27 protein-coding genes and 1 tRNA gene are annotated in these 17,123 nt (G+C 63.5%); 5 read left to right on the top strand and 23 right to left on the bottom strand.

Annotation, left to right across the window (positions count from 1 at the left end; translation table 11 throughout):
- Position 1 precedes the first annotated feature (1 nt).
- On the top strand, positions 2 to 1,027 hold the full coding sequence (virB11, locus tag ACEQZ0_RS01505) for a P-type DNA transfer ATPase VirB11 (RefSeq protein WP_370187663.1): 1,026 nt from the start codon (positions 2 to 4) through the stop codon (positions 1,025 to 1,027).
- Positions 1,028 to 1,229: 202 nt separating this feature from the next.
- Complete coding sequence (locus tag ACEQZ0_RS01500; protein WP_370187661.1) at positions 1,230 to 4,250, top strand: TonB-dependent receptor; 3,021 nt, start codon at positions 1,230 to 1,232, stop codon at positions 4,248 to 4,250.
- 63 nt (positions 4,251 to 4,313) lie between these two features.
- Here the strand turns inward: ACEQZ0_RS01500 and ACEQZ0_RS01495 are convergent, their stop codons facing one another.
- Entirely contained in the window at positions 4,314 to 5,039 is a 726-nt protein-coding gene (locus ACEQZ0_RS01495) for a queuosine precursor transporter (RefSeq protein WP_370187659.1), read from the bottom strand.
- 61 nt (positions 5,040 to 5,100) lie between these two features.
- Here ACEQZ0_RS01495 and ACEQZ0_RS01490 point away from each other — a divergent pair.
- A tRNA-Arg gene (locus ACEQZ0_RS01490) sits at positions 5,101 to 5,177 on the top strand.
- Between the two features lie 2 nt (positions 5,178 to 5,179).
- On the opposite strand, the gene ACEQZ0_RS01485 is transcribed toward ACEQZ0_RS01490, so the two are convergent.
- The 9 genes from ACEQZ0_RS01485 to leuC form a co-directional block, all read right to left on the bottom strand.
- Positions 5,180 to 5,962 carry an NUDIX domain-containing protein gene (locus ACEQZ0_RS01485; RefSeq protein WP_370187657.1) on the bottom strand — a complete coding sequence of 261 codons (783 nt, stop codon included), beginning with the start codon at positions 5,960 to 5,962 and terminating at the stop codon, positions 5,180 to 5,182.
- A gap of 314 nt (positions 5,963 to 6,276) precedes the next feature.
- Positions 6,277 to 6,609, bottom strand: a complete 333-nt coding sequence (gene grxD, locus ACEQZ0_RS01480; protein ID WP_370187654.1) for a Grx4 family monothiol glutaredoxin — start codon at positions 6,607 to 6,609, stop codon at positions 6,277 to 6,279.
- Between the two features lie 38 nt (positions 6,610 to 6,647).
- Entirely contained in the window at positions 6,648 to 6,881 is a 234-nt protein-coding gene (locus ACEQZ0_RS01475; RefSeq protein ID WP_370187652.1) for a BolA/IbaG family iron-sulfur metabolism protein, read from the bottom strand.
- Between the two features lie 4 nt (positions 6,882 to 6,885).
- A complete protein-coding gene (locus tag ACEQZ0_RS01470) occupies positions 6,886 to 7,212 on the bottom strand; it encodes a DUF1476 domain-containing protein (RefSeq protein ID WP_370187649.1) in 327 nt (108 codons plus the stop codon).
- Between the two features lie 67 nt (positions 7,213 to 7,279).
- On the bottom strand, positions 7,280 to 8,278 hold the full coding sequence (locus tag ACEQZ0_RS01465; protein ID WP_370187646.1) for an NADPH:quinone oxidoreductase family protein: 999 nt from the start codon (positions 8,276 to 8,278) through the stop codon (positions 7,280 to 7,282).
- On the bottom strand, positions 8,275 to 8,880 hold the full coding sequence (leuD, locus tag ACEQZ0_RS01460) for a 3-isopropylmalate dehydratase small subunit (protein WP_370187644.1): 606 nt from the start codon (positions 8,878 to 8,880) through the stop codon (positions 8,275 to 8,277). The genes ACEQZ0_RS01465 and leuD overlap by 4 nt, the downstream gene beginning before the upstream one ends.
- A complete protein-coding gene (locus ACEQZ0_RS01455; protein ID WP_370187642.1) occupies positions 8,880 to 9,716 on the bottom strand; it encodes an N-acyl homoserine lactonase family protein in 837 nt (278 codons plus the stop codon). Before ACEQZ0_RS01455 ends, leuD begins: the two co-directional genes overlap by 1 nt.
- 26 nt (positions 9,717 to 9,742) lie before the next feature.
- Positions 9,743 to 9,889, bottom strand: coding sequence for an isopropylmalate isomerase (locus ACEQZ0_RS01450; protein ID WP_370187640.1), 147 nt, complete (start codon positions 9,887 to 9,889; stop codon positions 9,743 to 9,745).
- A 13-nt stretch (positions 9,890 to 9,902) separates the two neighbouring features.
- Positions 9,903 to 11,354 (bottom strand): 3-isopropylmalate dehydratase large subunit, encoded by a 1,452-nt coding sequence (leuC, locus tag ACEQZ0_RS01445; protein WP_370187638.1) that lies wholly within the window; start codon positions 11,352 to 11,354, stop codon positions 9,903 to 9,905.
- A 91-nt stretch (positions 11,355 to 11,445) separates the two neighbouring features.
- On the opposite strand from leuC, the gene ACEQZ0_RS01440 reads away from it, so the two are divergent.
- A complete protein-coding gene (locus tag ACEQZ0_RS01440; protein ID WP_370187635.1) occupies positions 11,446 to 11,871 on the top strand; it encodes an acyl-CoA thioesterase in 426 nt (141 codons plus the stop codon).
- 49 nt (positions 11,872 to 11,920) lie between these two features.
- Positions 11,921 to 12,439 (top strand): sterol desaturase family protein, encoded by a 519-nt coding sequence (locus ACEQZ0_RS01435; RefSeq protein ID WP_370187633.1) that lies wholly within the window; start codon positions 11,921 to 11,923, stop codon positions 12,437 to 12,439.
- A gap of 34 nt (positions 12,440 to 12,473) precedes the next feature.
- On the opposite strand, the gene ACEQZ0_RS01430 is transcribed toward ACEQZ0_RS01435, so the two are convergent.
- From ACEQZ0_RS01430 to pspA, 13 genes are all read right to left on the bottom strand, one after another.
- Positions 12,474 to 12,632 carry a YqaE/Pmp3 family membrane protein gene (locus tag ACEQZ0_RS01430; RefSeq protein ID WP_370033519.1) on the bottom strand — a complete coding sequence of 53 codons (159 nt, stop codon included), beginning with the start codon at positions 12,630 to 12,632 and terminating at the stop codon, positions 12,474 to 12,476.
- A gap of 71 nt (positions 12,633 to 12,703) precedes the next feature.
- Positions 12,704 to 13,054 carry a YbaN family protein gene (locus ACEQZ0_RS01425; protein ID WP_370187631.1) on the bottom strand — a complete coding sequence of 117 codons (351 nt, stop codon included), beginning with the start codon at positions 13,052 to 13,054 and terminating at the stop codon, positions 12,704 to 12,706.
- A gap of 6 nt (positions 13,055 to 13,060) precedes the next feature.
- Complete coding sequence (locus ACEQZ0_RS01420; RefSeq protein ID WP_370187628.1) at positions 13,061 to 13,468, bottom strand: SufE family protein; 408 nt, start codon at positions 13,466 to 13,468, stop codon at positions 13,061 to 13,063.
- A gap of 41 nt (positions 13,469 to 13,509) precedes the next feature.
- Positions 13,510 to 13,686: a hypothetical protein gene (locus ACEQZ0_RS01415; RefSeq protein WP_372520089.1), complete on the bottom strand. Its 177-nt coding sequence runs from the start codon at positions 13,684 to 13,686 to the stop codon at positions 13,510 to 13,512.
- Entirely contained in the window at positions 13,683 to 13,922 is a 240-nt protein-coding gene (locus tag ACEQZ0_RS01410) for a hypothetical protein (protein WP_370187623.1), read from the bottom strand. Before ACEQZ0_RS01410 ends, ACEQZ0_RS01415 begins: the two co-directional genes overlap by 4 nt.
- 31 nt (positions 13,923 to 13,953) lie before the next feature.
- Entirely contained in the window at positions 13,954 to 14,238 is a 285-nt protein-coding gene (locus ACEQZ0_RS01405) for a hypothetical protein (protein ID WP_370187620.1), read from the bottom strand.
- Entirely contained in the window at positions 14,235 to 14,549 is a 315-nt protein-coding gene (locus ACEQZ0_RS01400; protein ID WP_370187618.1) for a hypothetical protein, read from the bottom strand. Before ACEQZ0_RS01400 ends, ACEQZ0_RS01405 begins: the two co-directional genes overlap by 4 nt.
- Entirely contained in the window at positions 14,549 to 14,872 is a 324-nt protein-coding gene (locus ACEQZ0_RS01395; RefSeq protein WP_370187616.1) for a hypothetical protein, read from the bottom strand. The genes ACEQZ0_RS01400 and ACEQZ0_RS01395 overlap by 1 nt, the downstream gene beginning before the upstream one ends.
- On the bottom strand, positions 14,872 to 15,213 hold the full coding sequence (locus tag ACEQZ0_RS01390) for a hypothetical protein (protein WP_370187613.1): 342 nt from the start codon (positions 15,211 to 15,213) through the stop codon (positions 14,872 to 14,874). The genes ACEQZ0_RS01395 and ACEQZ0_RS01390 overlap by 1 nt, the downstream gene beginning before the upstream one ends.
- Entirely contained in the window at positions 15,210 to 15,527 is a 318-nt protein-coding gene (locus ACEQZ0_RS01385) for a hypothetical protein (protein WP_370187610.1), read from the bottom strand. Before ACEQZ0_RS01385 ends, ACEQZ0_RS01390 begins: the two co-directional genes overlap by 4 nt.
- Before the next feature lie 28 nt (positions 15,528 to 15,555).
- Positions 15,556 to 15,933 carry an envelope stress response membrane protein PspC gene (gene pspC, locus ACEQZ0_RS01380; protein ID WP_370187607.1) on the bottom strand — a complete coding sequence of 126 codons (378 nt, stop codon included), beginning with the start codon at positions 15,931 to 15,933 and terminating at the stop codon, positions 15,556 to 15,558.
- Positions 15,930 to 16,226: an envelope stress response membrane protein PspB gene (pspB, locus tag ACEQZ0_RS01375; RefSeq protein ID WP_370187605.1), complete on the bottom strand. Its 297-nt coding sequence runs from the start codon at positions 16,224 to 16,226 to the stop codon at positions 15,930 to 15,932. Before pspB ends, pspC begins: the two co-directional genes overlap by 4 nt.
- 5 nt (positions 16,227 to 16,231) lie before the next feature.
- Positions 16,232 to 17,122: a phage shock protein PspA gene (gene pspA, locus ACEQZ0_RS01370; RefSeq protein WP_370187860.1), complete on the bottom strand. Its 891-nt coding sequence runs from the start codon at positions 17,120 to 17,122 to the stop codon at positions 16,232 to 16,234.
- Position 17,123: the final 1 nt, after the last annotated feature.

Raw genomic sequence — 17,123 nt, 5'->3', positions numbered from 1 at the left:
CGTGAACGCCGACATCCATCCCTTCCAGCCGGACGACAATCCGGAAGAGGACGCCCCGCCGGTCGATCTTCACGGCGAGCGGAGCGTCTATCTGGACGCCTATCTCGCGCCGTTTCGCGAATGGCTCGAGCGAGATACGGTGACCGAAATCCTCGTCAACCGGCCTGGCGAGGTCTGGGTCGAGGATGCTGCCGCCGGCGGCATGCAGAAGGTCCTGCGGCCAGACATCGACGACCGGCTGGTCCAGAGACTGGCCGAACAGGTCGCCCGCGTCAGCCACCAGGGTATCAACCGCGAGCATCCGTTGCTTGGCGCGACGCTGCCGGGTGGCGCGCGTGTGCAGTTCTGCGGCCCGCCCGCGGCACGCAAGCACTGGGCCATGGCGATCCGCCGCCACCGTCGCCTCGACCTGCCGCTCGACGCCTACGACACAGGACCGCTGACTCCGCCGGAGCGCGGAGTCATGCCCGATGCGGAAGCCGAACCGGTCGCCTTCCTGCGCGAGGCGATCCGCCAGCGGCGCACGATCCTCGTCTCAGGCGGCACCAGCACCGGTAAGACGACCTTCCTCAACGCCATGCTCGGCGAAATCCCGAAGCAGGAGCGCGTTGTGCTGGTCGAAGATACGCCCGAACTGAAGCTGCCGGGCGAGAACGGTGTGGGGCTGGTTGCCGTCAAGGGCGAGCTGGGCGAGGCCAAGGTTACCGCCAACGAGCTGCTCCAGGCAGCGCTGCGCCTGCGCCCCGACCGCATCGTGCTCGGCGAATTGCGCGGCGCGGAAAGCGTCAGCTTCCTGCGCGCGATCAACACCGGCCACCCGGGCAGCTTCTCCACCATTCACGCGAACAGCCTGCGCGGTGCGCTCGAGCAACTTTCGCTGATGGTGATGCAGACGGGAATCGGCCTCACGCGCAGCGACACGATCGCCTATGCGGCCAGCGTGATTGACGTAATTGTACAACTCGGGCGCGATGCCTCGGGCAAGCGCGGTATCACCCAGATTGCCGAGAGCCACACGCTCGCCTGATTGCGGCAAATTTACCGCACCTCGCCAAACCCAGCATTCCGTAGCGTCAATTTTCCGCGATTGCGGCGGTTGGACAACAGATGCCAAAATTCCCCCGGCTTTTGCGCAACAATCATGCGCAATCGCTTGCGTGCATACGAATGTATGATAGCTATGGGAACATAGGCTGCAAAAAGACGGCCACATGGAGAGGAGAGGGTTAATGAGGGTAAGGGCTTCCCTGCTCGCGGGAATCTGCGCGAGCGCGATTGCGTTTCCGGCGTTTGCTCAGGAAACAACCGAAGACGACCAGCCGCGGCTCGGCAACAATGTCATCATCGTTACCGCCCAGCGCCAGAACCAGTCGCTGCAGGAAGTTCCGATCGCGGTCAGCGCCTTCGATGCCGAAGCGCTCGAGGCCCAGCAGATCGAAAATGCCAGCGACCTCCAACTGACGCTTCCCAACGTCTCCTTCACCAAGTCGAACTTCACCGGGTCGAGCTTCACCATTCGCGGGATCGGCGACCTGTGCGTCGGCACTTCGTGCGATGCCGCCACCGGCATCCACACCAATGGTTCGCCGCTGTTCGGCACCCGCCTGTTCGAAACCGAATATTTCGACCTCGAACGTGTCGAGGTGCTGCGCGGGCCGCAGGGCACCCTCTTCGGTCGCAACGCGACCTCGGGCGTCGTCAATGTCGTGACCGCCAAGCCCGAGCTCGGCATTTTCGGTGCCCGCGGCGAATTCGAATACGGCAATTACAACAGCATCAAGGCGAAGGGCATGATCAACGTGCCCATCGGCGATACGCTGGCGCTGCGCGCGGCGGGCTTCTACCTCAACCGCGACGGCTACACGACCAACATTTACGACGGCAACGACCTAGACGATCGCGACATGTATGCGATCCGCGGCTCGCTGCGCTGGGAGCCCACGGCCGATACCACGCTCGATATCATGGGGTATTACTTCCGTGAGAACGACAAGCGCATGCGTATCCAGAAGCAGCAGTGCCAGCGCGATCCCACGGGCGTGCTCGGCTGTCTCAACAACCGCCGCGACTTCGACAATACCAACACCAATTCGACCTTCACCGGTACGCTTGGCTCGGTCGAGTTCCTGACGACACAGCTGGGCGCTGCCCTGGGCAATTCCTTCGGTCTCAACAGCCTCTATGGGCCGGATATCTATTCCACCTTCGATGAACCCAATGACGTCCGCACCGTCGGCACATCGTTCACGCCGGAATATTTCGCCGACGAACTGCAGGTCCAGGCACATCTCGACCAGCGTTTCGGCAGCATGCGGCTGTCGCTCACGGGCATGTACCAGGAAACCTCGGTCGATTCCCGCCAGGATTACAATCTGGGTATTCCCAGCCGCAGTTCGGCCCAGTTCCAGACGGCGCTGAACAGCCTGGCATTCTTCGCGGCCAACGGCGTTCCGACCGGTCTGCCGGCACCGTTCCCGGCTTTCGTACCCGGATCGTCGGCCTATTTCTCGCCGGTATTCAACGCGCTGACGCCGGACGGGCCGAATGGTCAGCTCTGCACTTCCGACACATTGATCAGCAACCAGGGCGCTTTCGAAGGCCAGTCGATCTGTTCGGACCTGCCCGGCGCCTTCGACCGCTCGCGTTCGAACGGCGAATCATGGTCGGCTGAAGCGATCATTTCGAGCGACTTCGACGGCCCGTTCAACTTCCTGGTCGGCGGTATCTATGCCGAGGCCAAGGCCTTCAATACCGACTATTACGTCAACGCCTTCGCAATCGACTACATCACCGGTATCCTGGGGTCGTTCACGAGCTTCGGTTCGACGGTGGACGCGGATCCGAACAACGATCTCCCGCCGTCCTACCTGGCAACTTCGTTCTATCGGAACAACACCGACAGCTTCAAGCTGAAGAGCTACGGCCTGTTCGGGGAAGTCTATTTCGACATTTCTGACCGGCTCAAGCTGACCGCCGGCATTCGCTACAACAATGACAAGAAGAGGCTGTCCGCACGGACGACCCTGGCAAACTTCCTCAATCCCTACAGCAACGATGGCGACCCCTTCGACTCGCCATTCGTCGTGACCTTCGATGCCGATCCGGGCACCCCGGGGAACCAGCTGTACCAGACCCGCCAGGTCGGATTCGACAAGGTCACCGGCCGCGTCGTGCTCGACTTCGAAGTGACGCCTGACAACCTGCTCTATGCCTCCTATTCGCGCGGCTACAAGTCGGGCGGGATCAACCCGCCGCTGTCGCCGGTCTTCGCGGTATCGGAGAGCTTCGGGCCCGAATCGCTCAATGCCTACGAAATCGGGTCGAAGAACACCTTCTTCAACGGCGGTTTGCAGGTCAACCTGACCGGCTTCTACTACGATTACTCGAGCCTCCAGCTCAGCCGCATCATCGCGCGGACGTCGGTCAACGACACGATCGATGCCAAGATCTGGGGTCTTGAACTCGAATCGATCATGCGTCCGTCGGACAACTGGCTGATCAACATGAACCTCAGCTACCTCAATGCGAAGGTCGCCGGGGACCAGTTCTTCAGCAATCCGCGTGATCCGGGTGGCGGCGATCCCACGGCCGTGATCATCAAGGACATCACCAATGGCGCGCTGTGTGCGGTGACCGGCGGCAATGCCAACGGCTACGTCACCCAGGTGAACAACCTGATCAACGCAGGGGCCATCCCCGGCTTGCAGGCGGGCGCCAATCTCCAGGCGCCGGCACCTTTCCCGGCCGATGGCGGTATCGTTTCCAACGGCGCCTTCAGCATTTGCGGGGCGCTTGACGCGCTGACATCGGCTCCCGCTGCTCCGGGTGTCACCCTCGGCCAGGCCTTCGGCGGCATCCAGGTTCTCAGCCCGGGTGTCCAGGTCAATCTGAAGGGCAACAAATTGCCGCAGGCGCCCGAGTTCAAGGCTTCGATCGGGGTCCAGTACACGGCTGAATTCGGCAACGGCATGAGCCTCGTTCCGCGCTTCGACCTGGCCTTCACCGGCGAACAGTACGGCAACGTCTTCAACGGTCGCGTCAACCGGATCGCACCCTTCGTCCAGGCGAATGCCTCGATCCAGCTCAATGGCGCGGACGACCGCTGGTTCGTCCGTGGGTTCGTGCAGAACATCTTCGACAGCGATTCGGTGACAGGGCTCTATGTCACCGACGCGAGTTCGGGCCTGTTCACCAATATCTTCACGCTCGATCCGCGGCGCTACGGCATTGCGGTTGGGGCCAAGTTCTAGGCACAACCCAGTAAGATGGGAGAGGGGAGGGGCGGTCCGGCGGGCCGCCCCTTTTCTGTGCCGTCAGTTCCGGGTGGAGGCGAAGGGCGAGAAGTCGGTTGCGGTATCGAAAAGATCGACGCCCTCCGCGCGCTTGAGCGCACCGACCACCGCATAGGTCACGGGCGTCAACAGCGCCTCCCATGCGGTCTTGATCGCCCATTGCGACAAAACGACCTGCCACAGCAGCTCGACCGGCCAGCCAGCCAGGCCCCAGAAAGCCAGCGGATAGAAGATCAGGCTGTCGAGCCCCTGGCCGACCACGGTAGAGCCGATCGTGCGCATCCACAGATGCCGCCCTTCGGTCCACAGCTTCATCTTCGCCAGAACATAGCTGTTGGCGAACTCGCCCACCCAGAAGGCGACCATCGAGGCGAGGACGATACGCCAGGAATTGCCGAAGACGAATTCATAGGCCGCCTGTCCGGGCCAGCCCGCGGCCGGGGGCAGGTGCACCACGACCCAGGCCATGAAGGCCATGAACAGCAGCGCGGCGAAGCCGGTCCAGATCACCCGGCGCGCACGGGCATAGCCGTATACCTCGGTCAGCACGTCGCCGATGACATAGCTGACCGGGAAGAACAGCACGCCGGCACCGAACGACCACGAGCCGATACCCGGCAGGTCGACATAGCTCGGCTTCGATGCTCCGATCAGGTTCGACAGCAGCAGGATGGTGACGAATGCCGCCATCACGAGATCGTAATAGCGGAAGCGGTGTCCGGAGGCCGTCTGCGGTGATTTTTCCATCGTTATAAGGCGTAGTGCCGATTGGCCCGCCGCAAAAGGCACGTTATGGCGTGCGCAACGCGCGCCCGTAGTTCAACTGGATAGAGCACGAGCCTTCTAAGCTTGGAGTTGCAGGTTCGAGTCCTGCCGGGCGCGCCAGTTTACCCCCGCGCCACACTCTCCAGCGGTTCCCCGGTGACCGGATAGCCCAGGTCCTCGCCGATCTCGAGCCAGGTCTTCCCGCCACGCTCGCCCATGTAGGGTGTGATCGTCCGCACCGGAATGGCCTCGGCCTGCGCCTTGGCTTCGGCGAAGCTGCCGAACAGCGCGAGCCGTTCGAGATTGCGGCGGGTGGGAAAGATGACCTTGATGTCGCCCTTTTCCGCCGCCTCGAGCGCACCTTGCGCGGTGGTCCAGAACAGATGCGTGTTTTCCGACAGATCGGCCTCTATCTCGACTGCTCCGGTACCGAGGTCGGCGAGGTAGAAGCGCGTGTCGTAGACGCGCGGGATGCGCTCGTTCTTGGGGAACCAGCGGGCGAAGGGCACCAGCTGGTCGAGATCGAGTTCCCACCCGAAATGGTCGAGCACCGGGGCAAGCTCGCCGGTCTGCTGCAGGAAGGCGCGCGCCGCATGCGCTCTTTCGGCATCGATTTCCCCCGACAGGCCGATCGCGAGCCCGGTCTCCTCGAGCGTTTCCCGCACGACCGCGACCTGATGCGCCGCTTCGTCGGGATCGAGCGGACCGCCGATGCTTGCACCCAGCTCGAAATCGGCCGGATCGACTCTGCCACCGGGGAACACGGCCATGCCGCCGGCGAAGACCATTTCGCGCGAGCGGATCGTCATGAGGATCTGCGGTGGCCCGCCCTGCGGTGCGTTGCGGAAGATGACTACGGTGGCAGCCGGGATGCCGTCGGCGTTCCTGTCGGAAAATTCGTTCATCCAGGCTTTGTGCCGAGGGTCGCGAGGCTTGCCAAGCGCAAAGGCGGCGGCGCTTCGTCGGAAATTTTTACACTAAGCGTTGCAACGAACCTGGCGTTAACCATCGAAGTGCCAGAGAACCCGGGGACGGTGTTCTTTTGGCACGACGCGTGCAGATAAGCGCCTGTCTTGTTCAAGTCTTCTGCGGGGTGCCGGGCTACAGTCTCCAGGTACCGGCTCCCAGACCCAAAAAGGCCCGCCAGGTTGTTCACCCGGCGGGCCTTACCCGTTCTGGCCGATGATCCGCTGCGCCCGCGAAGGCACTCGAGCGCGGATCAGGAGGTTGCCTTGGCGACCTGCTTTTCATCCATCATCTGCTGCAATTCGCCGGCTTCGTACATTTCCATCATGATGTCGCTGCCACCGACGAATTCGCCCTTCACATAGAGCTGGGGGATGGTCGGCCAGTCGGAATAGGCCTTGATCCCCTGACGGATTTCCATGTCCTGCAGCACGTCGACACTGTCATAGGCGACGCCGCAATGGTCGAGAATGGCCACGGCGCGGCTCGAAAAGCCGCATTGCGGGAAGAGGGGCGTGCCCTTCATGAAGAGCACGACGTCATTGCCGCCGACGATATCGGCGATGCGCTGGTTGGTATCGGACATAGTGGCCCGTCCTTTGTCTGAATTCGGTCTGCGAAATATCAGGTGGGGGCTTGGGTGGTCAGTTGCAAGGCGTGCAGTTCGCCACCCATGCGCCCGCCGAGCGCCTCATAGACCAGCTTGTGCTGCTGCACGCGGGTGAGCCCCGCAAATTGCGGCGCGGTAACCTTTGCAGCCCAGTGGTCGTTATCGCCGGCCAGGTCGCGCATTTCGACCTCGGCACCCGGAAGCGCCTCCTCGATCATGGCGACGATGTCTTGAGCTGGCATCGGCATCGGTTCAACCCTGGTCGCTCATGAACTGGCGCCGGGCCTCGACGCCGCATTCATCGAGCTTGGCGCGGATGTCGGCTTCGCTGACGTCGCACTCGGCGGCGGTCAGGTCGCCGAGGATCTTGCGGATCACGTCCTCGTCGCCAGCTTCCTCGAAATCGGCCTGCACGACGGCCTTCTTGTAGGCGTCGGTTTCCTCGTCGGTCAGGCCCATTAGCATGGCAGCCCATTCGCCGACCAGCCGGTTGCGGCGCGCGGCGATCTTGAAGGCGTTTTCCTCGTCGAAAGCGAACTTGGCTTCTTCGCCGCGCTCGCGATCCTTGAAATTGGTCATGTCAGTCCTCTCGGGATGGAATCTCGGGGGCCGGAATAGGCGCGGCCCCCACGCCCCGCAAGGGCGGTTATTCCATCACCACGACGAGCTTGCCGATCGCCCCACGGTTTTCGAGCTTGGCGATCGCCTCGTGCGCCCGCTCGAGCGGATAGGTTTCGCTGATCAGGGGATCGATCTTGCCCGCCTTCCACAGGTCGAACAGCTCTTCGATGTTCTCCTGGTTGCGCTCGGGCTCGCGCGCGGTGAAGGCGCCCCAGAAAACACCGCGGATATCGCAGCTCTTCAGCAGGGTGAGGTTGAGCGGCATCTTGGCGATCCCGGCGGGAAAGCCGATCACCAGGAAGCGGCCCTCCCACGCGATCGCGCGCAGCGCGGGTTCGGAATAGTCGCCGCCGACGATGTCGTAGACGATGTCCGCGCCATCGGGGCCGACCGCAGCCTTGAAATCACTGGCGAGCTGCTTCGACGTATCCTTGTCGAACGGCGCGCGGGGGTAGATCACCACCTCGTCGGCTCCGTGCCGCTTGGCGACATCGCCCTTTTCCTCGGTCGAAACGGCCGCGACCACGCGGCAGCCATAGGCCTTGGCGAGTTCGACCGCGGAGAGGCCGACGCCGCCCGCTGCGCCGAGCACCAGCACCGTTTCGCCTTCCTTGATGTCGCCGCGATCCTTGAGGCCGTGGATCGTGGTGCCATAGGTCATCAGCAGCGCGCTGGCCTTCACCAAGTCGATCCCTTCGGGCACCTTGAACAGGCGCGCGGCGGCCACGGCGACCTTTTCCTGCAGCCCGCCATTGCCGACCCCGCACATCACGCGGTCGCCCACCGCATAGCCGGTCACGCCTTCGCCGAGCGCCTCGATCGTACCCGAGATTTCGCCGCCCGGCGCGAAGGGGCGGGGCGGCTTGAACTGGTACATGTCGCGGATGATCAGCGTGTCGGGGAAGTTGATCGCGCAGGCGGCGACCTTGACCAGGACCTCACCCTTGCCGGGTGTGGGCTCGTCGATATCCTCGACGACGAGGGTTTCGGGGCCGCCGGTTTCCTTCGAAAGGACTGCCTTCACGCTGCTTCTCTCCTGTTGGGTTTGTCGAGCCAGGGCAGGGCGCCCTCGCGTATCTGTTCATGGGTGGTGATCGCGCTTTCGCTGCCGAGCGTCAGGCCGATTTCGTCGAGCCCCTCGAGCAGGCAGCGCTTGCGGAACGGGTCGATCTCGAATTCGAACCGGTCCTGGAACGGGGTGGTAACGACTTGGTTTTCGAGGTCGATGCTGATCGGCGCTTCGCGCGCCACCGCCAGCAGCCGGTCGACCTGCTCCTGCGACAATTCGACCGCGAGGATGCCGTTCTTGAAGGCGTTGCCGGCGAAGATATCGGAAAAGCTCGGAGCGATCACAGCGGTGACACCCATGTCGAGCAGCGCCCAGGCGGCATGTTCGCGGCTCGACCCGCAGCCGAAATTGTCGCCCGCGATGAGGATCGGCGCGTTGGCGAAATCCTCTAGGTCGAAGGGGTTGCCGGGCGTTTGGCGGATCGTCTCGAAGGCGCCCTTGCCAAGGCCCTCGCGGCTAATCGTCTTGAGCCAGTGCGCGGGGATGATGACGTCGGTGTCGACGTTCTTGAGTCCGAGCGGAATGGCGCGGCCATGGATGGTCGATACGGCTTTCATTACTGCGCGCTCTCGGGGAAGGTGGGGAGGCGCACCAGGTGACGCGGATCGTGCTGGATCACGATCGTGGCGTCGAGATTGTCGGCCATCCGGTCGAAGCGATCCATTGACGCCAGCGTGTCGGCGCGGTCGGTGTTGAACTGCGGCACACCGCGGTTCTCGATCTGCTCTTCGAAATGATAGAGATCGCCGGTCAGCATCAGCGTGCCCATGCGCGGGAGCTTTACCACCAGCGACTTGTGCCCCGGCGTGTGGCCATGCATTGCCACAATGCGCACCGATCCGTCGCCGAAGACGTCGTGATCTGCCGCGACGCGCGTGACCTTGCCCCTCGCACCCTCGGCAAGCCAGGGGGCAAGCTGCGCGCGTGTCGCCTCCATCCGGCCCGAAGTGACCGCTTCGGCATCGCCGTGCCCGATCAGCAGTTCGGCACCCGGGAAATCCCGCGCCTGCCCGATGTGATCGTCGTGATAATGGCTGAGGCCGACGTAGGTCACCTCCGCCGGATCGATGCCGATCTTCGCCAGCTGCTCGGGGATGGTCTCGGTCAGGCTGACCGTGAACACCCATTGCGTGTTCGATTTACCCTTGAGCGCTGCGGGAAAGCCCGCATCCCAAAGCAGGTATTTCTCGTCGTTGCGGATGAGATAGCAGCTGTCGGTCAGCGTGCGCTGTTCGCCGTCGTAGAGATGGGTATCGGAAAACGGCCCGGCATCGCTGAGTTCGATCGTGCCGCAATCGAGGCGCCACATCTCGATGTCAGGCGCCTCCTGCGCGGTGGCAGGCATGGCTATGCTCGCTAGCAGAGCGGCGGCAATTGCGGATTTCGGCGTCATGTCTCTCTCCCCTGCGACGCGCGACCTCAATCGGTTTCGGGTTTTTCTCCCGACGGAATCGGACCCGGCTGCTGCGGCCCCTTCTTCTTTACCTTGCGCTTGCCGGCATAGAGCAGCGCGGCGGCGATGGCGGCCGAGCCGATGGCTCCGGCAATCTTGAGTTTCTTGGTCATGCTTCCTCAATGGTCAGGCACCGCCATCTTGGCAAGGGGCGAGCTTGCGCACATCGGCAAGGCGACCGGTGACGGCGGCGGCAGCGGCCATGGCCGGGCTGACCAGATGGGTGCGTGCGCCGGGCCCCTGGCGGCCGACGAAATTGCGGTTGCTGGTCGAGGCGCAACGTTCGCCCGGGGCGACCTTGTCGGGGTTCATCGCGAGGCAGGCCGAACATCCCGGCTCGCGCCATTCGAAGCCGGCATCGGTGAAGATGCGGTCGAGCCCCTCGGCCTCGGCCTGTCGCTTGACGAGGCCCGAACCGGGCACGGCGATCGCCCAGCGCACATTGGCGGCCTTCGTGCGGCCCTTGAGGACCTCGGCGGCGGCGCGCAGGTCCTCTATCCGCGAATTGGTGCAGCTGCCGATGAAGACGTTCTCGACCTTGATGTCCTCGATCGGCGTGCCGGGGACAAGGCCCATGTAGTCGAGGCTCTTCCTTGCCGCGTCCTGCTTGGACGGGTCGGCAAAGCTTTCGGGCGCGGGCACGGTGCCGCCTACCGGGACGACGTCCTCAGGGCTGGTGCCCCAGCTCACCGTCGGCTCGACTTCGGCGGCGTCGATCACGACCGACTTGTCGAAAGCGGCGCCTTCGTCGGTGGAAAGCGATCGCCACCAGTCGACGGCCTTGTCCCAGGCCTCGCCTTGCGGGGCATAGGGGCGGCCCTTGAGGTACTCGAAGACCGCGTCGTCGGGCGCGATCAGGCCCGCCCGCGCGCCGCCTTCGATGCTCATGTTGCACACGGTCAGGCGGCCTTCGACGCTCATGTCCTCGAACACCTTGCCGCGATATTCGATCACATGGCCGGTGCCGCCCGCCGTGCCGATCACGCCGATGATGTGGAGGATCAGGTCCTTCGGCGTGACCCCGGGGCCGAGCACGCCGTCGACGCGAACTTCCATCGTCTTCGAGCGACGCAGCTGCAGCGTCTGCGTCGCCAGCACGTGCTCGACTTCGCTGGTCCCGATGCCGAAGGCGAGTGCGCCGATCCCGCCATGCGCGGCGGTGTGGCTGTCGCCGCAGACGATCGTCGCGCCGGGGAGCGAGAAACCCTGCTCGGGACCAACGACATGGACGATCCCCTGTTCGGGCGCGACCGCGTCGATATAGGCGATGCCGAATTCGGGCGCATTGCGTTCGAGCGCGGCAAGCTGCTGCGCGCTCTGCGGATCGGCGATCGGCAGTCGCGCACCATCGGGCCCGAGCCGCGGCGTGGTCGGCAAATTGTGATCGGGTACCGCCAGAGTCAGATCGGGGCGTCGCACCTTGCGTCCGGCGAGCCGCAACGCCTCGAAGGCCTGCGGGCTGGTGACTTCGTGCACCAGATGGCGGTCGATATAGACAAGGCAGGTCCCGTCGTCGCGGCGCTCCACCACATGGGCGTCCCAGATCTTCTCGTAGAGCGTGCGCGGTTTGCTTGCCATGGCGTCCATGTCTGCGGCAGCTTTCCCGCTACGGCAAAAAGGCAAATGCAGAGTCTTCCAAACTTAACCTTTCTCTGCTTTATTGACACCCATGTCAGCAAAGCCGTTTTCCTTTCCGATCACTGTCGTCCCCGACGACATCGATTTCATGGGGCACGTCAACAACGCGCGCTACCTCAACTGGGTGCAGGACACGGTGCTGGCGCATTGGCGCAAGCTGGCCCCTGCCGAAGAGGTGGCGAGCAAGGCCTGGGTCGCGCTCAAGCACGAGATCACCTATCGCCGCCCGGCCTTTCTCCACGATGACGTGATCGCCGAGACAGTGCTTGAAAAGATCGCGGGCGCGCGCAGCTTCTACAACACGGTTATCCGCCGCGGCGAAGAGGTGCTGGCCGAGGTAAAGAGCATGTGGTGCTGCATCGATGCCGAAAGCCTGCGTCCGGCGCGCATCAGCCGCGACGTCGCCGAGAATTTCTTCGGCCTCCCGCGCAAGCAGGAACGCTATACCGGCGAGTGAACCGCACGGCGCGCTTTGCCTGCGCGAAGCACGGGTATATATTCGGGTCATGGATTTCCTGCTTCCCACAGCGATCGTCTTCGCCACCGTCGTCGCGATGGAATGGGTCGCGTGGGCGAGCCACAAATACATCATGCACGGCTTCGGCTGGGGATGGCATCGCGATCATCACGAACCGCATGACAATCCGCTCGAGCGGAACGACCTATACGCGCTGGTTGGCGCAGCAGCGAGTATTGGCATGTTCGCCTCGGGCAGCCCGATGATCATGGGCGCGGACGCATGGTGGCCGGGGACATGGATCGGGCTCGGTATACTGGTCTACGGGATTATCTACACGCTGGTACACGACGGCTTGGTCCACCAGCGCTATTTCACGTGGGTGCCGAAGCGGGGCTATGCCAAGCGGCTGGTCCAGGCCCACAAGCTTCATCATGCAACTATCGGCAAGGAGGGCGGGGTCAGTTTCGGCTTCGTCTTCGCGCGCGATCCGGCCAGGCTGAAGGCCGAACTCAAGCGCCAGCGCGAGGCGGGTATCGCGCTGGTACGCGAAAGCGCCGGAGCCTGAGGCCCCGACGCTTCGATCGCCTCTCGCGGCGAAGTTATTTGGCGTAATTCACGTAGAGGCCGTGAATCAGGCCCGGAATATATCCCAGCAGCGTGAGCACGAGATTGAGCAGCGCGGTCCCGCCCAGGCCATGCTTGGCGGCCACCCCCAGCGGGGGGATCAGGATGGTGGCGATGAGGATGAGAATCGGCATCGAGAAATCCTTTCGTCAGCCCGCCCGTCGTTCGATAACCCAACGCTTCGAAGATGGGGCTGTTCCGAAAATCACTCGTTGCGGGTCGCGATCCAGCTTCCGCAGGTCACCAGAATTGCCAGTGAAACCCAGTACCAGGGGTGACCCAGCGTGTACCAGGTGAAGACCGTGCCGGCGGTCATGGCCCCGATCGCCATGGTCTTGGCGCGGCGGCTGATCGCGCGTCGCTCGCGCCAGTCCTGGACCTGCGGACCCCAGTGCGGATGGTCGAGAATCTTCTGTTCCCATGCGGGGTTGCTGCGGGCGAAGAAATAGACCGCCAGCAGCAGGAAGGGCACCGTCGGCATGATCGGCAGGAAAGCACCGACCGCGCCGAGCGCCACGCTGAGGAGACCGAGCGCGGAATAGAGCGGCCGCTTCATCCCGGTCTATCCCGCCGCGATCCGCGCGGCATGTTCGCGGACCAGCGCAATCATGTTGGGGACGCCTTGCGTACGGTTGCTCGACAGCTGGTTCTTGAGGTCGAACGGCTCGAGCGCGGCGGCGATATCCATGCTCGCGACCGCGCTCGCCGGTTTATCCTGTACTGCGGCGATGACCAGCGCGACGATGCCCTTGGTGATGGCCGCATTGCTGTCGGCAAGGAAATGCAGGTGCTCCGCATCGCCGGTCGGGTAGACCCAGACTTGCGCACTGCAGCCGCGCACCAGCGTGGCGTCGGTCTTGAGCGCCTGCGGCATCTCTTCGAGTTCGCGGCCTAGCTCGATCAGCAGGCGATAGCGTTCGTCGCCCTCGAGAAATTCATACTCTTCGGCAATGTCGGAAAGTGTGCGCATGGCGCGCCCTTAGCGGGCGGGCCGACGGGCGTCCATCGGGCTCAGCCCGCCAGGCCGCCGGGACGGGTGAATGCGTAGTAGACCACGTAGAACCACCCGAAGAAGCCGTGGATTGCCGCCCAGATGATCGAGTTGTGCAGGCTCCAGCTGATCGCGACGGCGATCGCGCTGCCAAGCCCGATTCCGGCGCGGGCCGCGTCGGTCCGTACCACGCTCACAGGTCGACCCCGCTGGCGATCGCCTCGAGCTTCTTGATCCGCTCCTTGAGATCGGCAAGCTCGATCCGCGCCGCACCCATCGGGGAACCGGCTGCGTGCGTTTCGGCACCCGTGTGCTGTTCGAGCTCCTGACGCTTCAGCGCCAGCCAGCCGTGCCAGGCCCGCAGCAACGCCGCTGCAACGATGGTCAGCCCGACCAGCGCTGCGCCAGCTATGATCACTGTCGGTTCGAACATAATTCCATGTCCTCCTTGAACCTTGCCGCCTTCAATCGGCCTGCTTGTCGCGCAGGGCTTCGATTTCGGCGGCGATGCGCTTGGTTTCGCGCGCATCGAGCGAATTGCCTTCGGTTGCGATCCGTTCGAGCACCTTTATCCGCTCGCGCAGATTTTCGATTTCGCGCTGCGCTTCGGGATCGCCGCCTTTGCCGACCCAGTGCTGATTGCCCTGCTTGTCCTCGATGATCCCCGCCTGCGCGCGGTATTTCGCGGCCAAGACTTTCCCGACGGCGACGATCAGAACGATAAAGACAATGGCAATCGGCCAACTCATTGCGCGGCCTCCCGCGTGTCGGTCAGGGCGTCGATCTCGTGCAGGTCGCGCAATTGCTCGATCTGCAGCGCGAGGTCGTGATTCCCGTCGGTGGCGATCCGCTCGAGCACGCGCAGGCGTTCCTCGAACTTGCGGTAATCCGCCGTGGCGCGACTGTTCAGCGCCGCTTCGGCCTCCGCCTTGCGGGCCTCAAGTTCGAGCTTGCGCTCCTCATGCTCGGCGGCGCGCTTCTGGAACAGGTAGGCCATCGGCATGACGATCATCAGGATGGTCAGGATGAAGCCGAAGATCAGTATCAGGTCCTGATCCATCAGTTGGCCTCCTTGCCGTCGCGAAGGCGTTCGATCTCATGCGTCAGGTGATAGCCGCTGTCGGTGACGATGCGTTCGACATTGCCCAGCCGGTCCTTGAGCGCGCCGAGTTCGGCGCGCAGTTCGGCATTCTCCTGCGTCAGCAGCTTGACCCGTTCGACCGCCTGGTCGTTTCTCGGATAGACGGCCTTGCCCCAGCTGTTTTCGAGCGGATAGCCATTGCGCACCCGGATCCAGGTGTTGACCACCCAGGCGATGGACAGCGAGACGACGCCGACGCCGAGAAACGGTGCGAGTGCCTGAAGAGCTGCAATCTTTTCCATTAAGCCGTCTCCCCTTCCCTGATGGTCAGCTTTACCCCCGCATCGCCATTGGCCGGCTTGTCGCGGAGCGCTTCGATCTCGTCGCGCAGCGTATAGCCGCGGTCGGTAACGATCTTTTCGAGAACCACCATGCGATCCTGCATGGCGTCGATCTTGTCGTGCAGCTGGCGATTCTCGGCCTTCAGCGCCCTGGTTTCGGCACCATCGCTACGCTCGGTCTTGCCGCCCCACTCGTCCTCGAGCGAGTAGCCGTGCTTGGCGCGGATCCAGTTGTTCACCAGCCAGCCGCCGGTGCTCAGCGCAATGATCGCGAGCACGAATTCAGGTCCACCCCAATTCATTCCGTTGTTTCCCCCTGCTTGATCGTCAATGGCACGCCGCTGTCGCGTTGTTCGACCTTGCGCTGGTCGCGCAGCGCCTCGATCTGGGTCGCGACATTATAGCCGCTGTCGGTGACGATGCGTTCGAGGACGCGGACGCGGTCTTCGAGGTCGGTCACCCGGCTCGAGTATTGTGCCGCCTTTTCCGCGGTTGCCTCGGCCGTGCTCTTGACGTTCATCTCGGCGATCTTCTGCTGGTGCCTGGTCCAGATCGCGACGATCGGGATAGACAGGGCAACGATCGGGATCATTGCTCCGATTGCGCCGGCGTCCATAAGTCAGTCTCCCCTGTTGCGGCGCCGTTCAGCGCAGGCGTTCGATTTCTGCATTGAGGCGCGGATTGCTGCTGACGTAGAAGGTCTCCACTTCCGCCAGGCGGCGATCGACATCCTTCATGCGGCTGCGGATCTCGCGGGCCGTGCGCTTCGGATTCTGGCGGACGCGCTGCCAGTACTTGCTCTCGTCATGGTCGACATAGAGGTGCGCGGGCTTCTTGTTCAGCAGCAGGCCGGCGATGAAGTAGAACGGGATGGTCGAACCGCCGGCCATGAAGGTCAGGGCGATCAGGCCGAAGCGGACCCAGAAGGCGTTGACGCCGGTGTAGTCCGCGATACCCGCGCAGACGCCCATCAGCTTCGCGTTCTGCTTGTCGCGGTAAAGCGTGGTGCGGGGGCTGTTCACTTGGCTGCTCCTTTTTTCTCGGCGATCAGCTGTTCGAGTTCGCGCAGCTGCTGGTTGTCCTGCTCGCTATCGTGGACGAGGCGCGCGGGACGGAATTCGGGGTTGTCGCTGGCGACCAGGCGTTCGACCGTGTCCATCCGGTCGTCGAGGCGCTTGGCGAGGTTGTAGAGTTCCTCGAGCAGCACTTCATCGTCGGTGGTGATCGTTGCGGAGGTCTTCCACTTGGTGATGTAGTGGAGGATCAGCCACGGAAGCCCGATGAAGATTGCGGGGATGATGATGATCTCTTCCATGGGTTTCAGTCCTCCTTGCTGGCGCTGCCCTTGCCGAGCGCCTTTTTCATCTGTTCGAGTTCGTCGTCGATCGCATCGGCGCCTTCCAGCGCGGCGATTTCGTCGGCGAGGCTCGGCTTGTCCGACTGGTCGGCGATGCTCAGCGCATCGGCCCGGCCTTCGGCATAGTCGACGCGGCGTTCGAGCTGGTCGAACCGGTTCAGCGCATCGTCGACGCGTTCATTGGTCATCAGGCTGCGCAGCTTGACGCGGTTTTCCGCGCTTTCGAGGCGGGCGGCGATGGCGGTCTGGCGGCTGCGGGCTTCGCGCAGGCGGTTCTGCAGCTTCTGGATGTCCTGTTCGTAGGCGCGCAGCGCATCGTCGAGCACGGCGATTTCCTGCTTGAGCTGGTCGCTCATGTCGGCCGCCTTCTTTTTCTCGACCAGCGCGGCCCGGGCGAGATCCTCGCGGTCCTTCGAGATGGCGAGCTGCGCCTTCTCGTTCCAATCGGCCTGGAGCTTGTCGAGTTTGACCGTGTGGCGGTGCATTTCCTTCTGGTCGGCGATGGTGCGCGCGGCACTGGCACGAACCTCGACCAGCGTTTCCTCCATCTCGAGGATGATCATGCGGATCATCTTCTGCGGATCGTCCGCCTTGTCGAGCATATCGTTGAAATTGGCGGCGATGATGTCGCGGGTACGGCTGAAAATGCCCATTAGGGGTGCTCCACTGGAAAAAAAGTCCGATCCCTTGGGCCGCCCGGTGTCGCGGGTCGGAGTCGGCGAGCGGCGCAGCCGTTCTACCTCTTCCTCGATACGCGACAAGCGGGGGCGGGCCGAAGCGCCTTCGGCATCGCTGCCGCGGGGACTGTCGGGGGAGCGGCGCTCCGGCCCAAGGGGATCGTGGTCGGGAGGCAGG

The organism is Qipengyuania sp. (genome assembly GCF_964227205.1).
Taxonomy (GTDB): Bacteria; Pseudomonadota; Alphaproteobacteria; order Sphingomonadales; family Sphingomonadaceae; genus Qipengyuania.
The sequence above is the reverse complement of the archived record's forward strand: the minus strand, read 5'-3'. Positions and strand labels throughout refer to the sequence as shown.

Coding starts and splice junctions, on each gene's coding strand:
- ACEQZ0_RS01500 (WP_370187661.1), top strand. CDS start 1,230: ATGAGGGTAAGGGCTTCCCTGCTCGCGGGAATCTGCGCGAGCGCGATT.
- ACEQZ0_RS01495 (WP_370187659.1), bottom strand. CDS start 5,039: ATGGAAAAATCACCGCAGACGGCCTCCGGACACCGCTTCCGCTATTAC.
- ACEQZ0_RS01485 (WP_370187657.1), bottom strand. CDS start 5,962: ATGAACGAATTTTCCGACAGGAACGCCGACGGCATCCCGGCTGCCACC.
- grxD (WP_370187654.1), bottom strand. CDS start 6,609: ATGTCCGATACCAACCAGCGCATCGCCGATATCGTCGGCGGCAATGAC.
- ACEQZ0_RS01475 (WP_370187652.1), bottom strand. CDS start 6,881: ATGCCGATGCCAGCTCAAGACATCGTCGCCATGATCGAGGAGGCGCTT.
- ACEQZ0_RS01470 (WP_370187649.1), bottom strand. CDS start 7,212: ATGACCAATTTCAAGGATCGCGAGCGCGGCGAAGAAGCCAAGTTCGCT.
- leuD (WP_370187644.1), bottom strand. CDS start 8,880: ATGAAAGCCGTATCGACCATCCATGGCCGCGCCATTCCGCTCGGACTC.
- ACEQZ0_RS01455 (WP_370187642.1), bottom strand. CDS start 9,716: ATGACGCCGAAATCCGCAATTGCCGCCGCTCTGCTAGCGAGCATAGCC.
- ACEQZ0_RS01450 (WP_370187640.1), bottom strand. CDS start 9,889: ATGACCAAGAAACTCAAGATTGCCGGAGCCATCGGCTCGGCCGCCATC.
- leuC (WP_370187638.1), bottom strand. CDS start 11,354: ATGGCAAGCAAACCGCGCACGCTCTACGAGAAGATCTGGGACGCCCAT.
- ACEQZ0_RS01440 (WP_370187635.1), top strand. CDS start 11,446: ATGTCAGCAAAGCCGTTTTCCTTTCCGATCACTGTCGTCCCCGACGAC.
- ACEQZ0_RS01435 (WP_370187633.1), top strand. CDS start 11,921: ATGGATTTCCTGCTTCCCACAGCGATCGTCTTCGCCACCGTCGTCGCG.
- ACEQZ0_RS01430 (WP_370033519.1), bottom strand. CDS start 12,632: ATGCCGATTCTCATCCTCATCGCCACCATCCTGATCCCCCCGCTGGGG.
- ACEQZ0_RS01425 (WP_370187631.1), bottom strand. CDS start 13,054: ATGAAGCGGCCGCTCTATTCCGCGCTCGGTCTCCTCAGCGTGGCGCTC.
- ACEQZ0_RS01420 (WP_370187628.1), bottom strand. CDS start 13,468: ATGCGCACACTTTCCGACATTGCCGAAGAGTATGAATTTCTCGAGGGC.
- ACEQZ0_RS01410 (WP_370187623.1), bottom strand. CDS start 13,922: ATGTTCGAACCGACAGTGATCATAGCTGGCGCAGCGCTGGTCGGGCTG.
- ACEQZ0_RS01405 (WP_370187620.1), bottom strand. CDS start 14,238: ATGAGTTGGCCGATTGCCATTGTCTTTATCGTTCTGATCGTCGCCGTC.
- ACEQZ0_RS01400 (WP_370187618.1), bottom strand. CDS start 14,549: ATGGATCAGGACCTGATACTGATCTTCGGCTTCATCCTGACCATCCTG.
- ACEQZ0_RS01395 (WP_370187616.1), bottom strand. CDS start 14,872: ATGGAAAAGATTGCAGCTCTTCAGGCACTCGCACCGTTTCTCGGCGTC.
- ACEQZ0_RS01390 (WP_370187613.1), bottom strand. CDS start 15,213: ATGAATTGGGGTGGACCTGAATTCGTGCTCGCGATCATTGCGCTGAGC.
- ACEQZ0_RS01385 (WP_370187610.1), bottom strand. CDS start 15,527: ATGGACGCCGGCGCAATCGGAGCAATGATCCCGATCGTTGCCCTGTCT.
- pspB (WP_370187605.1), bottom strand. CDS start 16,226: ATGGAAGAGATCATCATCATCCCCGCAATCTTCATCGGGCTTCCGTGG.